13 protein-coding genes are annotated in these 14,593 nt (G+C 68.9%); 6 read left to right on the top strand and 7 right to left on the bottom strand.

What is annotated here, in order from left to right; genetic code table 11:
* Positions 1-887 precede the first annotated feature (887 nt).
* Entirely contained in the window at positions 888-2,642 is a 1,755-nt protein-coding gene (locus FHX52_RS19020; protein WP_185747386.1) for a GMC family oxidoreductase N-terminal domain-containing protein, read from the top strand.
* Positions 2,636-3,199 carry a hypothetical protein gene (locus FHX52_RS19025; RefSeq protein WP_141823959.1) on the top strand — a complete coding sequence of 188 codons (564 nt, stop codon included), beginning with the start codon at positions 2,636-2,638 and terminating at the stop codon, positions 3,197-3,199. Before FHX52_RS19020 ends, FHX52_RS19025 begins: the two co-directional genes overlap by 7 nt.
* Positions 3,200-3,490: 291 nt before the next feature.
* Here FHX52_RS19025 and FHX52_RS19030 read toward each other — a convergent pair whose 3' ends face one another.
* From FHX52_RS19030 to FHX52_RS19050, 5 genes are all read right to left on the bottom strand, one after another.
* Positions 3,491-5,035, bottom strand: a complete 1,545-nt coding sequence (locus FHX52_RS19030) for an alpha/beta hydrolase (RefSeq protein WP_141823960.1) — start codon at positions 5,033-5,035, stop codon at positions 3,491-3,493.
* Positions 5,036-5,061: 26 nt separating this feature from the next.
* Positions 5,062-5,610, bottom strand: a complete 549-nt coding sequence (locus tag FHX52_RS19035) for a hypothetical protein (protein ID WP_141823961.1) — start codon at positions 5,608-5,610, stop codon at positions 5,062-5,064.
* 65 nt (positions 5,611-5,675) lie between these two features.
* Positions 5,676-6,248 carry a hypothetical protein gene (locus tag FHX52_RS19040; protein WP_141823962.1) on the bottom strand — a complete coding sequence of 191 codons (573 nt, stop codon included), beginning with the start codon at positions 6,246-6,248 and terminating at the stop codon, positions 5,676-5,678.
* Entirely contained in the window at positions 6,238-6,732 is a 495-nt protein-coding gene (locus tag FHX52_RS19045; protein ID WP_185747387.1) for an RNA polymerase sigma factor, read from the bottom strand. Before FHX52_RS19045 ends, FHX52_RS19040 begins: the two co-directional genes overlap by 11 nt.
* Positions 6,733-6,828: 96 nt before the next feature.
* Positions 6,829-7,497: a hypothetical protein gene (locus FHX52_RS19050; RefSeq protein WP_141823964.1), complete on the bottom strand. Its 669-nt coding sequence runs from the start codon at positions 7,495-7,497 to the stop codon at positions 6,829-6,831.
* Between the two features lie 207 nt (positions 7,498-7,704).
* On the opposite strand from FHX52_RS19050, the gene FHX52_RS19055 reads away from it, so the two are divergent.
* On the top strand, positions 7,705-7,962 hold the full coding sequence (locus FHX52_RS19055) for a hypothetical protein (RefSeq protein ID WP_141823965.1): 258 nt from the start codon (positions 7,705-7,707) through the stop codon (positions 7,960-7,962).
* Positions 7,963-8,288: 326 nt separating this feature from the next.
* Here FHX52_RS19055 and FHX52_RS19060 read toward each other — a convergent pair whose 3' ends face one another.
* Positions 8,289-8,969: a hypothetical protein gene (locus tag FHX52_RS19060; protein ID WP_141823966.1), complete on the bottom strand. Its 681-nt coding sequence runs from the start codon at positions 8,967-8,969 to the stop codon at positions 8,289-8,291.
* A gap of 630 nt (positions 8,970-9,599) precedes the next feature.
* On the opposite strand from FHX52_RS19060, the gene FHX52_RS19065 reads away from it, so the two are divergent.
* Both FHX52_RS19065 and FHX52_RS19070 read left to right on the top strand, forming a co-directional pair.
* On the top strand, positions 9,600-10,373 hold the full coding sequence (locus tag FHX52_RS19065; protein ID WP_141823967.1) for a maleylpyruvate isomerase family mycothiol-dependent enzyme: 774 nt from the start codon (positions 9,600-9,602) through the stop codon (positions 10,371-10,373).
* 363 nt (positions 10,374-10,736) lie between these two features.
* The gene (locus FHX52_RS19070) at positions 10,737-11,969 is read left to right on the top strand and encodes an IS110 family RNA-guided transposase (protein WP_141823968.1); all 1,233 of its coding nucleotides are present in this window, start codon (positions 10,737-10,739) and stop codon (positions 11,967-11,969) included.
* A 154-nt stretch (positions 11,970-12,123) separates the two neighbouring features.
* Here FHX52_RS19070 and FHX52_RS19075 read toward each other — a convergent pair whose 3' ends face one another.
* Positions 12,124-12,831, bottom strand: a complete 708-nt coding sequence (locus tag FHX52_RS19075; RefSeq protein ID WP_185747388.1) for a hypothetical protein — start codon at positions 12,829-12,831, stop codon at positions 12,124-12,126.
* A 265-nt stretch (positions 12,832-13,096) separates the two neighbouring features.
* Here FHX52_RS19075 and FHX52_RS19080 point away from each other — a divergent pair, with 265 nt between their 5' ends.
* Positions 13,097-13,993 carry an oxidoreductase gene (locus tag FHX52_RS19080; RefSeq protein WP_141823970.1) on the top strand — a complete coding sequence of 299 codons (897 nt, stop codon included), beginning with the start codon at positions 13,097-13,099 and terminating at the stop codon, positions 13,991-13,993.
* Positions 13,994-14,593: the final 600 nt, after the last annotated feature.

Raw genomic sequence — 14,593 nt, forward strand, 5'->3', positions numbered from 1 at the left:
GGCACACCTCGGACCTCGCCGGACTCGACGAGCTCCTCGGCCATGATCCGGAGCCTGCGGTTGGCCTTCGAGCTGGCGCTGAGGAGGACCTCAACGCGGCTACCTCGCTGACCTTGACTGTCGCCATGACGATCCTTATCGCCGCACCGATCAGCCGCGAGTGCGAAGGGCGATCAGCATCATCGGGCCACCGGTGATGCGGTTGCCGATCGACGCCCCGCTGGGATGACTGCCAGCGGCGGTAGGCGCGTCTGCCCACGAGCCGGATGTGGGCGCAGCCGTGAGACGGAAGGCTTGTCGAGTTGCCGGTCGCTACAGCGAGGGTGCAGGTCGAGGCCGTCACGTCGGCGCTGGCGGTCTGAAGTTGCAGACTGAACCGGCTCGAATTCGGGTCGGAGTGCCGGCGAGAGGCAATGCCAGTTCAGGACCGTTTCTGCCCGGTGACGGCGTGACTCGGGGGACCATGAGGGTGTGAGCGCTGCGCCCGATCCAGTGGGGGCCTCGCCGGTCCCACTTGAGACCTGCAGGCATGTGGGGGCCGGATGACCGTGACCGCCTTCCAGCGAAGCCGGGGTGGGCGGGCGAGGTCGTTTAGGCGACGCCGTCCGGTGATCGCCGCCCTGGTTCGCGGGGTGTGTCCGCCCGATGGGCTGACCGACGAGCTCATCGAGGCCACCGTCGACGAGGCCGATGCCTTCGTGGGCGCCCTCAATCTCACGTCGAGACGAGCATTGCTCACTTTGGCCGGGGTTCTCGAGCACGGCACACGGGTACGTCGGGGGCTCCCTTTCAGCGCGATCGACCCGGTCGTCGCGCGGGACGTCCTGGCCCGGTCACGTCGGGGGCCGCTCGGTCGCGGTCTGCAGCTTCTGCGGGACGTTGTGGTGATGGCCTACTACGAGCAGCCCCAGGTCCGCATTCGGGTGGGCTACAACCCGGATCCCTACATTGCCGCCAAGAGGGCCGAACGGCTGCAGTCGTGGTCCAGCGACATCGCCTCGCATCGCAGGTTGCTGGTCACGCCGGCGCCGCTGCCCCCGACAGCCTCGTCGCAGAGTCGCTCCCGGGGGTCCGGGTCGACGACCGCCGCCGGCCGACCCGGCAGCAGCCAGCCCAGCCCTGACCGGTCTCGTGGTGACCGAGTTGGTGCGATCCGACCCGGCACGCAGATGCCCGGCCGGCTCGAGTGCGACGTCGTCGTGGTGGGCTCCGGAGCCGGGGGTGGCGTGATGGCGGCCGAGCTGGCCGAGGCCGGCCTGTCCGTGGTGGTGCTCGAGGAGGGTGCGCACCACCCGACGGAGTCGTTCACGACATCCACTACCCAGGCCCTGCGGACCCTCTACCGCGACGGCGGCGCGACGACCACCCTGGGCCGGGCTCCGGTCGGCTACGCCGAGGGGCGTTGTGTCGGCGGCGGCACCGTCATCAACGGCGGCATGGCCTTCCGTGCCTCAGACGGCGTGCTGTCCAGGTGGGCCGTCGCCTGCGGCGACCCCGCCCTCTCGAGCGGCGGCCTCGACGACTACTACGCCCGGGTCGAACGTTTCCTGTCGGTGGGACTACCCGATGCCGGGTCCGTCGGACGCGACCAGGAACTGCTGCGCCTGGGCGCGCAGCGGCTGGGGTGGCGGGTCATCGAGGACCCGCGCAACCACCTTCACTGCGGGGGCTGCAACGTCTGCACGTGGGGATGCCCGACCGGCGCCAAGCAGTCGACCCTGGTCAGCTACCTCCCCCGTGCGCTGGCGTTCGGGGCGACGGTGTGGACCGACTGTCGGGTCGAGCGTGTCCTCCACAACGGCAAGCAGGCCGTCGGGGTTCGCGGGCGGGTCAGCGGTGCCTCAAGGCCCGCGAGGGCTTTCGAGGTGAGGGCGAGTCACGTCGTCGTCTGCGCGGGCGCGATCCAGACACCCGCCCTGCTGCTGCGCTCCGGGATGCGACCACCCTCGGGCCAGCTCGGACGCAACCTCACCCTCCACCCGGGTGCTGGGGTGATGGCCGTGTTCGAGGAGGTCGTCGATGGGTGGAAGGGCGCCCACCAGTCCTTGCAGGTCCGTGAGTTCGAGTCCCACGGGGTTATCCTCGCCGCCGTCAACCTCCCACCGTCCCTCGTCGCCCGTGCGCTCCCCCTGGACGGGGCGGCCCTTGGGGAGGCCCTCGCCGCCTACAACCAGATCGTCACCGCTGGAGTGCTCGTCGAGGACACCGGCGCCGGGCGTGTCCGGCCGATCGGATCGACCGGCGTCGCCGTGACGTACGCCGTCACGGCCACCGACGCTGACCGGGTGACCCGAGCGGTTCTCCTCGTCAGCGAGGCACTGATGGCCGCGGGAGCCCACACCGTGCACCTTCCGATTCGAGGACATCAGCCGTTGCGTACCGGCGACGACATTCGTCGCGCGGCAGCGCGCCGGGTGCGGGCCTCCGACCTGGACCTGTTGACCGTCCACCTGATGGGCACGGCACGGATGGGGTCTGATCCCTTGTGGGCCGTGTGTGACCCCTTCGGCGCGGTCTATGAAACGCGTGGGCTGACGGTGGCCGACGCGAGCCTGTTCCCCGGACCCGTTGGCGTGAACCCGATGCTCACTGTCATGGCCCTGGCCACCCGCGCTGCTGAAAGGATCATCGAGACATGGTGACGCCCACCGACCCGCGACCGATCCGGCCAGCCTCTCCTGCCTACCTGGCTCTCGTCGCCACACCTACGCGGCGGCTGAGCAAGGTCATGCGGCGAGGAGGCACACCAGACTTCAACCTTCTGTCCGGCTGGGAGTGGCGCGGCACGAACCTGCCCGCCTCCTCGCGCCTGCTCGGCATCCGGCGCTTCATCAAGGGCTTCCACACCGCCGACGGGCGAGCGCTGGGATACAACGTGTCGGTCGTCGGGAGCGACCTGACCTCGCCCTGGACCGAGCGAGCCCAGCGCGACGGTCGTCGCGAATGGGCCAGGTTCACCGTCACCCCCGTGGACGCGGCCGCCACTAACAACCGCTACCTCAACGCCCTGTTCCTCGACTACGGCGCGGTCGAGACGCCGGAGGCAGGCCTGGCCGGGGGACTGCGCGACTACCTCGTGCAAGTGTCGCCGGGCTCGGACGAGCTCCTCCTCGGACACGCCTTCCTCGCCGTGGCGAACCTGCGAGTCCCCGTCGGTTGGTTCGCCCTCGAGCGACTACAACAGATCCAGGAAGCATGAAGGCCAAGCGCGTACACCTCAGGCCCAGGCCCGCTCATCGCCCCGTCGAAGTCAGCGACTCGACTTCCGCCCAAGACGGCGCCGTGCCCGGCCCGGTGGCTCCCCAGCGAACAGCTCCAAATCTCCCCCCGCGCTGACAGGCGTCTTCCCGCATGAAGCCGAACACACCATCGGGCTCCTCGTGGACGACTCGCGTCGATAACCCAATGTGACGGCGCTTCGCGGCGGAATGGGCTACCCCTGCAGACTCAGATGACGGATAGAGCCTGTCCGACTAACGGTGTATGACAGCTATCGGAAGTGCATGGCGGGGGCGTTGGCGCACACATCTCTTGGGGCTGGTCGGGCCGGTTCTCGGTTCCACGTGTTACGGGCGGTGATGGCGCATTCGTAGAAGCCGAGGACGTTGTGGATGCCCCCCGGGACCTCGAGGACAGACGTCTGCGGCCCGAGCGTATCGGCGGCTGTCTGGGTGGTGGCCGGAGGGCTGAACGAGTCGAGGCCGCCCGACATCAGCAGCAGCGGGATCCCGATGCTGGAGAGGGTGGGGGTGGTGCCTTCGGGTGGGGTGTCCCAAGCCGGGCACGCCTCGGTGTACGGCGAGTCCTTGAAGACGGAAGGGTAGGCCGGGTTGCTGCTGGCTCCGCGGATCGCATCGGTGGCCTCCTGGCCATGCACGGCGGGCGTGTGGCAGAAGTTGGTGAGGAAGACGCCCAGGCTGAATCGTGGATCGCGGCACTGCGGTCGGTACCCGCTGCAGAAGATGGGGTCTGTTGCGACCGTCTGGGCTAGTTCGGGGGCGAGCCGGCCGTGAGCGGCGTCGCTGATGATTCTCGGCAGAGCGGTCAGGGGGCCGCCCTCCGCTCCCAGGGCGAGCCTCGTGGCGCGCAGCAGCTTGGGGGCGTCGACGAGCACGCTGACGTGCTGGTCACCGACGCTGGTCCTGCCTCGCAAGGGGTGGGTGGCAACCCCGTCCAGGGCTTGGCTCCACAGCCCCTGCAGGTCGGGGTAGTCGGCACGGCAGGCGGGCGTCTGCTGGCACGTCCGGAACAAGGCGTCGAGCCCTTGCTGCAGCGCGGCGGCGCCGCCGTAGAAGCCGGTGGGGCTGGTGAATGCCGGCGAGTCGAGGTAGGCGGCTTTGACGCGTCCGGGGTAGCGGCGCAGGTACTCGAACAGCACGGCCGACTGGGTGCCGTACGCACCGGCCATCTCCCAGCGGTCGATCCCGGCGGCGACTCGCAGGTCCTCCATGTCCTGAGCCATCGCCGCAGTCGTGTAGTCGGCGGGGTCGACGTCGTGGGACCGCAGGCGTTTCGCGCAGGCGGCGACCGCGGTGACGAAGGTCGCGCGTAGACCGGCGTCGTCGTGGGCTACACCGGCCGCCCGCACACCGAGACGGTCCACCTCGGGGCAGCGCAGTGAGGGCGTGCTGTGGGGGCCTGAACCCCGCCATTCCATCTGTAGGCCTGTGCGGCCCATCCTGGAGGTGCCGGCCGCCATAGCGCCAGAGATCGCCTCGGCATCGCCGAAGTTGGGGCCGAAGCTGGTTCCGATCCCGGGAACTGCGACGCCGCTTGGCGGCGGGACCTCGCCCACCAGCAGCGTGATGGTGGCGCCTTCGGGTTCAGCTCGGTTGGCCAACACGGTGAGGGTGCCGCACTGGTGTGGGGACAAGAAGGTGGTCTCCACGTCGGCCGGGCATACCCCCCACACCAGCGACGGTCGAAACGTCACCGGCGGCGGCGTGGGGGTGCACCCCAGGAGCAGCCCGGTCATGAGGCAGCCTGTGATGGCAGCCGCGAGCTTTGGGCGATGGGTGCGTTGCGGGATGCGCATGGTCCGTCCTCTCGAGAGCGCGTGAGTCAGCTCTGGCGTTTCCAGGTGCCCTCGAGGAAGACGTGCTCGGCGTCGCCCAAAGGCGGCTGCCCCGGAGGGGGTTTGATCCCGGACGTGACCAGGGTGTCTCCGTTGACTCTCCAGGCCACTGTCAGGCTGCCACCGGTGCTGTCGCTGCCCTGGACCCAACGCCCGGTGCTGTCGTAGCTCGTGGTGCCGAGGTCACCGACTTCGTATGCGCCGAGGTCGTCCTGGACGAGGAGTGACCACCGCGATCCTTGCGTCCTGAGCACGATGCGGACCGTGCCGTCGTCGAGGTAGTTGGCGGTGATCTCCTCCGGCGACAGGTGCAGTCCGCGTCGTGTCAGCTCGGCCGTGGTGATGTCCCTAGCCCAGGCCCCATCGGGAATCGCGGTGAGCCTTGCGGAGGTGGGTGAAGGTCGGGCCGAGACGCTCTGCGCGGCGGCTACCGGCTTCCCTGCCCCTTGACCGGCAGGTGGCTGGGCACCTCCGGAGCATCCCCCGAGCAGGGCCCCACTGGCCAGGATTGCCGTCGCTGCACGTGCTGCCCTCATCGTTCAGGTCCCTTTCGGTGGAGTCCTGCGGGCGCGGCCGCAGGACTCGTCAGGTCTTTGCCTCGTCACGGCAGTGCCGTCCAGCTCGCTGCGGTGAGGACCGCCACCCGCTGCGGGCAGGGATCCACGGTCGTGGTGAGGGTCAGCCGTGTCCCGCTTCTGGTCATGGCGTACCTGCCCAACGGCTGGCCGGCGCAGAGGTCCTGGCTGAACAGGTCGGTCCGCAGCTCGTCGCCGGCGACGGCGTAGAGCACCCCGGAGACCACGCCCGGGTAGGCCGGCGGTGCGGTAACGGTCAGCACGCCCTGGGGTTTGAACTCGAGCACCCAGCGTCCTGCGACACTCGGCGTCGACGGCTGCGCGGGGACGTCAGCCGCATACAGGCCCTGCAGGGCTGCGGTCGATGTCGCCCCGTCCGCCGGGACCAGGGGCGCGCGGTCGCTGCGCCACCCCAGAGAAAGCGCCAGAACCAGTGCGGTGCACGCCGCGGCCACGACGCCAGCCGTGACGCCGGCCCAGCGCAGCAGACGGTCACGCTGCCCCCGCGTCAACGCGGCCTTCAGCAGCAGCTCGACGTCTGGGTCGCAGCTCTGGGCATTCCGGGCGAGGCCGATGCGCAGTCTCTCGTCAACGGACATCCTCGGTCACCTCCTCCTTCAGGACGTCGGCCAGCCGCGCACGGGCCCGGTAGAGGTGCTGTTTGACGGTCGACTCGGACACCTGCAGCATCCGGGCGATCTCCAGAATCGGGCGGTCCTCCCAGTAGTAGAGCGCGACCGCTGCACGCTGCATTGGGGCGAGCGCGGCCACCGCCCGGGCCACCTCCGGATCGGGCAGTGACGGCTCGCTCTGCCTTGGCTGGGCGCGCAGCTCGCGACCGGGGCGGGACCGCTCACGGCCGACGTGGCGCACTGCCATCCGTACCGCGACCTTGCGGGCCCACGCCTCCGGACGCTCGTAGTCGGACACGGATGACCACTTCTGCAGCAGCTTGACGAACGCGTCCTGAGTGATCTCCTCGGCGACCGCGGGGCTGCCCACGATGAGAAAGACGGTGCGGGCCACCGACGCAAACCGGGCGCGGTAGACCCACTCGTAGTCTTGCCGCTCCTCGTCGCCCACCGGGCGCCTCCGATCTGCAATCGAGTATGTCCATTGCCGCGATGCGTCGACCGCATTACCGCAGAACCGGACGGGCGCCCTCCCGTCCGGCTTAAGTCACTTGCTGCCCGTGACGGCCGCGCACACGGCCGAGACGAAGGTCTCGTCGCTGAGGACCTCTGGCAGCGGCGCGTCGACAAAGCGGGTCGTCTTCCCGGCAGCGGTCACATGGCCGCTGAAGGTGCCCACGGCGTCCGGAGGCTCGACCAGTCTGCCGACCGCGCGCCACACCGCGGCACCCTGGGAGGAGCGGATGTCCCAGAGAACACCCTCGGTGGTGATGGTGCGGGTCTGATCATCGCCGGGCACAGCGAACGGCTCCGAGAAGCGGACGTTGGTGCTGATCGTCGCCGTCGCAGGCCCCGTCGGCGACGTGCTGAGTTGGTCGATGTCGTTGGTGCGGAACTCCCGGTAGGTGTCGAGATAGTCCTTGTTGTAGTAACGCGTCTGAAAGCGGTCCGAGGTGCCGTTGGCCCATAGCTGGGTGTCGCCACAGGCAAGGTCGAAAGGCACCCAACCCGACGAGGTGTGGCGCTCGCCCTTGCAGACCGGCCCTTCCTGCTTCGTCTGGCACGACCACGGCTCGAAGGACGGGCTCAGCGCTGGCACCAGGCGCGACTCATCGACAGGCGTCGGCGCATCCGCCATCGCCGACGATGGGGTGCTCATTTGGAACAGCACGAGAACGACTGCGGCGACAACGCTGCGGCGGTGAAGTTGGCGCATGACGGTTACCTCCTGGAATGAGTGGCACCCACCCGGACGGACGGGTACTCGCCTCACCCATGAACAGCCCACAACCTCATCCAGGGTTGACGCCGGGAGGCCACAACTTCACCTGTCGGACTTGCGGCAGGCGAGCGAATGCGGACTCCCGCGAGCCGGGCGTCGCGGCGACCCCATTTGACCGTCTTGTAGAAACGGGCGCGAGGCATGCCGGCGGCGTCGGCGAATGCGGGCGCCGGTCCCGTCGGCGTGCTCGTCGGCGATCGGGTCGCGAGCGTGAACCGCCGGTACATCATCGCCATGATCCACCGCATGGCTGATCGGTACGAGGACGCGATTGAGGAGTTGCAGCAGGTGGTTGAGCTCGACCGGGCGATGATGCACCAGGACCTGCACTCGAACACAGCAATGCTCGAACAGGTACGCGCAGAACTGCAGCAGTATGGGCCGCGCACAGAGCCATGATCTGAGGCGACACGAATGGGTCCCGAGGCACTTCGGTAAGTCGAGCCCGCGCTCCCACAACCGGGAATGACTCGCGGCGCTGTGACGCGTGCCCACGCGGTGGGCGATAGGCGGCGGAAGGACACTGCCGCTTCACGGCGATGTGGGGCGGGTCCGAGCCGCCACTGCGGAATACCGAGGTCGGCTAGAGCGCGGAGGTTTCCTCGATGAGTAGCTCGAAGTGTTCCTCGTCGCCATCAGCGACTCGCCCGCCCGACCAGGCATTCAAGTCGAGGCCCTGCCTGACAGTGGTCGCTGTCTGCCTACCGCTGCGGAGCTGCGTCCCCCTACTGGCAGTTGAAAAGGCCGGGCTCCAGGGACTTCTCCGCCCTGTAGCCGCCGAGGGCTTGGCACCTCGCCAACGTGTCTGTCCCCGGGATCTCCCAGACCAAGCCGACGCTCGGCAGCCCGTAACCGGACGCTTCCGTGCAAGCGGAGTCGCGGAAGAAGAGGAAGTAGGTGCCGTAGGTCGGGGCCTGCGGGTTCTCGCCGTTGACTTGGACATAGAGCGTCCCGAAAAAGGAGCCTCGATCGAACGCGAAGCACCCCGGGCGCGGCGTCGCGCCGATTGTCGTGGTGACGTCGTAGACGACGACGTAGCCGATGTCTTGCGGCTTGCCCTTGCTGTTGGTGGCGAGGGTGGTTCCACCGGTGCCGGTGCCCGGGTACGGGTCGCTGACAGTTTTGGTCGAAGACTTCAGGCACCAGTGCGCGTTCCACACGGTGTAGCTCGCGTCGCGGGGCGCGGTGATCGTGAAGCTGGGGCCGGTGATCGTCACCACCACGGGGGCAGATGCCGTGCCGCCGATGTCGGTGATCGTGTCCGGGCTGTCCGCCGCGGAGACCTTCACGCCGCCCGTGGGGCATTGGCTGACGGCCGATGCCGCGGTCGCCGACGGCACCGTCACGGCCGCGAGGACAGCGGAAAGGACGGCCGTGAGGAGCGCCGAGAGGATATGTCTGCGCATGGGTCCCGCTCCTTCTGAACGGTCGGCGGCCGGCGGCCGGCTCATCTTCGTCACGTTACGGGCGACGCGTCCTGCTGTCTGCCAGTCGCTGGAACGGGCGCCGAACCACCGAGCCGGATGGCCCACCGCCACCCAGATGGACGCTGAACTGCCTGGCCGGCCGCCGTGGGGCGGCCGTACGGCGATCGCCAGCTCAACCGATCCTGCACACTGTGGTCCGGATCCGGATCCAGTACCAGCCGGCCACCCGCGACTACGTCGCCCGCCGCAGTGCGGAAGGCAAGACCAGCCGAGAGATCAGACGATGCCTAGCCCGCTACGTCGCGCGCGACCTCTACCGTCTGCTTGAAAATGGCTCCGCAGCTGCTTGACGAAGCATAGGAGCGTCGCACGCCGACGAACCGCGGTTTTGAATGAGGGGGCAATGTCCCTGCGCCCACCGCTCCATGCGGCAGACCCCACACGGTGTGCCGCTCCCTTGACATGGACACCGAGGCTGCGCCGGAGGCTTCTGCCGTGATGTTCGTCCAGTCCCAGCCGTCGTCTGAGTCCGGACACCACATCCGACGGTTGCGAGGAGTACTGGGTGACCCCGGGAAGAAGGCCGCGGTCTGCATGGTTGCGTCGGGCATGAGCACACTTGTCGAGCGCACTATCGCGGCGCTGCGTGTCAACCACAACACCCTCGCCGCGCTGGTGCCGACGTTGTCCGAGGACAATCTGAGCGACCCCAGTGGGGCCACGGAGTGGAGCGTCGCGCAGGCGCTCTCGCACATCGGCAGCGGTGCGGAAATCGGCAGCAAGCCGATCGCGACCGCCGCGGGCGAGCGGGTCGAGGCTGAGGACAACCAGGCGATCTGGGCACGGTGGAACGCGTCCTCCCCGGCCGACCAGGCAGCCGAGTTCGTCAAACACGACGAGGCGTACCTCGACACAATCGAGGCGCTCAGCATCGAGCAGCGCGACAGCTTGATGATCGACCTGGGCTTCCTTCCCGAGCCAGTGCCGCTGTTGGTCGCGCTCGGCATGCGGCTCAATGAAGTTGCCAACCATGCCTGGGACGTCCGCGTTGGAGTCGACCCGTCGGCGACCGTGGACCAGGACTCTGCCGAACTGCTCGTCGAGCTCTTTCGCCGGCCGTTGGCCTTCCTGCTGGGGTTCTCCGCAAAGCCGGACGCGATCGAACGGGAGGTCCGCCTGACGATCCCGGGCGGCGCACTCGAGATCACCGACGCGGTCACCGTGACCGACTCCCTCGATCATCCAACGGCCACGTTCGAGGGTCCGGCGGAGGCCGTGGTGCGGCTGCTCAGCGGACGGCTCGGCCCCGAACACGCCGCTGGCGTGACCGTGACCGGCAACGTCACGCTGGACGAGCTCCGGAAGGTCTTCCCCGGCTACTAAGCTGCGAGACCCTCCCCGCGGGTGGGACCTCGACAGGTCCGGAGTCCGCGGTGGCTCCACGGCTTGACACCGCCCACCTACACCCACGTCCTCAAATCGGCATCATGTGGGTGAAGCGTGGGCGCCCCTCAGGCGGCTGCTAGACGATTGCCGACAGGATCGGTGTCTGGCCAGACTCGGTCCAGGTGTCCGGCGGGAGGCTCTTCAAGCGGCTGCCCACCCCGTTTGGGGTGTGGCTCTCTTCCGGTCTGCAGTCCGTCGGGCACCGTGACGAGGCGTGGCTCGAAAGGGGTCTGCCCAGCTCGTAGCAGCACTGCCCACCTCGCCGTCCCTGTCGGTTCGAGGAAGTGCAGGAGGAAGGCTATGACGAAGGTGATCATCGGGGTCGACCCGCACAAGCTGTCGGCCACCATCGAGGTCGTCGACCGACACGAGAAGCTGCTGGGGTCGGGGAGGTTCCGTACGGATCAGGCCGGGTACACCGCGATGCGGTCGTACGTGAAGACGTGGCCGGAGCGGGTGTGGGCGGTCGAGGGCAGCAACGGCGCCGGGCGTCCGCTGGCGCAGCGGCTCCTCGAGTCCGGCGAGCACGTCGTGGACGTTCCGGCGAAGCTCGCCGCGCGGGTCCGTCTCTTCGACACCGGCCACAACCGCAAGACCGACGCGCTGGACGCGCACTCCATCGCGGTCGTCGCCGTGCGAACCGAAGGGCTGCGGGTCCTGCAGGTCGACGGGGAGCTCGAGGCGTTGCGGATGCTGTCCGACCGCCGCGAGGAGCTGACCCGGCTGCGGGTCCAGACCGTCAACCGGCTCCACCGGCTCCTCGCCGAGCTGGTCCCGGGCACGGCGAAGAAGGACCTGACAGCGTTGCAGGCCAAGGCGATCCTCGCCTCGGTGCGCCCGCGTGACATCGCCGGCAAGACACGCCGCCGGATCGCTGCGGAGGAGCTGGCCGACCTGGTCGCGGTCGAGGCGAAGATGAAGAAGGCCACCGCCGAGCTCAAGGTCTTGGTCAAGGCGCGAGGGTCCCGACTGATGGACCTGCGCGGTGTCGGACCCGTTGTCGCGGCCCGGACGTTGGCTGACGTCGGCGACATCGCCCGGTTTCCCGACCGGAACCGGTTCGCGTCCTGGACGGGGACGGCGCCCTTGGACGCGTCCTCCGGTGAGCAGAACCGGCACCGTCTCTCCCGGGCCGGGAACCGGCGGATGAACCACATGATCCACATCGCCGCGATCAGCCAGATCCGGCTCGACACCGACGGCCGCGCGTACTACCGGCGAAAGCTCGCCGCGGGCAAGACGAAGCTGGAAGCACTGCGCTGCCTGAAGCGCAGGATCTCAGACGCGCTCTATCGCCAGCTCGTCGCCGACGCCGAACGAGCGCACCTGGCGGCCGCAGCTGACGTCGGTGGAACGCCTGGAACGGGCCCGGGAGGGCACTGCGGGGCGACTCAAGAATCCAGCGCGGTCGACCTGCCCCCGCACATCGACACTTCGGATCAGCCACTTCCCGGACCCGCGAAACCGACGCTACAACCGCCCCACTCCGCACGGAAGACCGCAAGCTCCAGAACGGAGTCGGCCACCCGTTGACAACAAAGGGGTGCCGGAAGGACACTGCCGCTTCGCGGCGTTGTGACGCAGGTCGTCGCGCGGGCATTGGGGCGAATAGATCAGCCGCATGCACGGGTGCGTGTCCACTTGCGTGCTAAACGTGGCAAGGGCGCCCCTCGAAGCGGCTGCTCAGTTAGGAGGCTGGGTCCTCAGTGGCGTCCCGCACCGGAAACTCCACCAAGGCTTGCCCGGCAATGCGGGCCATCATCCAAGAGTCAAGCGCGGCTCCGGCGCCTCCGCCCAGAAGCGGCGTACCGCGGCCGAGGTTCCAGAAGAGGCGCTTGTTCACCCGTCGCAGCAGACGGAAGAAGATGGCCTTGTTGACCAGCATCAAGGCGCCCGGCGGCATTCGGCCCAGGCCGATCCGCGCCAGCGTCCCTGCCCCGAACCCTTCTTTGGCGAGCACTTGGTCAGAGCGTGAGGCGACGAGGGTGAGCAGGACCGCGGTGCGCACCTCCGGTTGGCGCACATCGTAGCCACGCACGACGGCGATGGCCCCGACCAGGCGGGTGGCCACGAGGTAGAACTCGGCAAGATTCACCGAGAGCGCGACCGGCAGCGTCACATTGCCGCCGACGCCGGTGAGGAAACCGCCCGCGGCGCTGAGGGCGAGGTGATCACGCACCAGGGCCTCGACGGCCTCCTCGGAATCATCGGCGTCACGCAGCGCGGCCTCGGCGACTCGGACCGCCGACCGGATCGGTCCGAGACCATCGAGCCCCGCGCCAAGCACCACGCGGCCGAGAGGGCCCGGATGCTCCTGACTCGCCGCCCGCAGCGCCGATGCCGTGTGCCGCTTGGTGTCACCTGCCTTGGGCTTCAAGGAGTCCAGCCATCCCATGCGCCCGAGTCTGGCAGAACCCGTGATCCCAGGCCCACAACCCAGGCCGGTTCTCCCCCCGGCTGCCAGGACAGTCATCCGAGTGGGTCAGACGCATGCGCCCGGCGGGCGACGGAAGAACACTGCCGCTTCGCGGCGGAGAGACGCACGACCGGCTCGCGGCGGCGTGACTGTGGGGCGTGAGGATTAGTTCTGGTCGTAGCACGGCATACGCTGCCGGGGCCGGCGATCACCCGCGGGCACCGACGACCCGCGGGAGTGGACCATGGCGTGGAAGCCCACCGAGATCACCGACCTGAGCGGAACGACCGCCATTGTCACCGGCGCCAACTCCGGGATCGGGTTCGTGGAAGCCAGAACTCTGGCCGACCATGGCGCCCACGTCATCCTCGCCGTCCGCAGCCTCGACGCGGGACGCGCGGCCGCCGCACGGATTGACGGCAGCACCGCTGTCGAGGCTCTCGACCTGGCCTCCCAGGAGTCGGTGCGCGAGTTCGCAGCGCGGATCGACCGCCCGGTCGACCTGCTCGTGAACAACGCCGGCGTGATGGCGCCCCCGACGCGCCGGACCACCGTCGACGGGTTCGAGCTGCAGTTCGGGACGAACCATCTGGGGCACTTCGCCCTGACGGGTCTACTGCTGCCCGCGTTGCTGGCGGCTCCCTCCTCGCGGGTGACGACCGTGGCCTCACTGGCCCACCACCAGGGTGATGACCGGGTCGTCAACGGCAATCCGCCGCAGGACTACGACCCGAGGACCTCCTACGGCCGCTCCAAGCTGGCCAACCTGCTGTTCGCCCTGGAGCTCCACCGCCGGGCCACTGCCGCGGGATCACCACTGACGTCGACCGCGGCTCACCCGGGGGTCGCGGTCACCAACCTCGTCGCAAGCCGCGACGGCATGGGTGCGCGATGGGTCGTGCGCACCTTCGCACCGCCCCTGATGCGCCTGGTGCTTCCAGGGTCCGAGGGTGGAGCCGAGGCAGTCCTGTATGCCGCGACGGTCGCCGCACCGGGCTCGTACAGCGGGCCCCAAGGGCCCGGTGAGGTCCGCGGCAAGGTGGGCCCAGCGAAGCTCAGCCCGCTGGCGGGCGACCCCGACCTCGCCCGCCGACTGTGGACCCGCAGCCAGGAGCTCACGGGCGTGGCGTTCGACCTCTGATGCTAAGACCGGCCCGAGCGCCAGCGGCCGTCGCCAGGCACGGACGGGGTCGCATTGGGAACCGTGGATCCCAGAGACTGAGAGCCGTACTCGGTCTCTGCTGGCGTGTACATACGGGACGATGTCCGTCGTGGTCGTCGTTCGGGCAACTCAGAAGCTGATGGCGCGCCTCGCCGCCCCTGCAGCGTCGGCCGGTGGCCTCGGCCAAGTCTCGGAGGAGAGTCGGCGATTGCATCGGCGAGCGAGCGCATAAGTCGACCCTGGGCCGCCAGCGGGTCGCCTCCCTCGCTGTAAGCCTTCTCGAATCGGTGGAAGAAGAACGCAGCATCGGTCACGGTCACGGTCACATTGTGCGCATGGCGCGTCCGCCCGTCTGCCGGTTGTCAACGCAAACTCTCAGCAGGATCGAGCGGAACGCGGCATGTCAGGACGTCGCGGACACCGCCGTGGTGGGCGCGCACGGACAGACCGGATCCCCACGGTCACCCCTGGTCGTGGGCGACGTGCGTGGCGCGGTACGTCCCCTGCATCAGACGGTCGCCTCCCCCCGGCGCAAAGACGCCCGGCCGTGTTGCATAACTCGCTCATAACGGGCAGGAC

The sequence above is a fragment of the Humibacillus xanthopallidus genome (genome assembly GCF_006717145.1).
In the GTDB taxonomy this organism is placed as follows: Bacteria; Actinomycetota; Actinomycetes; order Actinomycetales; family Dermatophilaceae; genus Humibacillus; species Humibacillus xanthopallidus.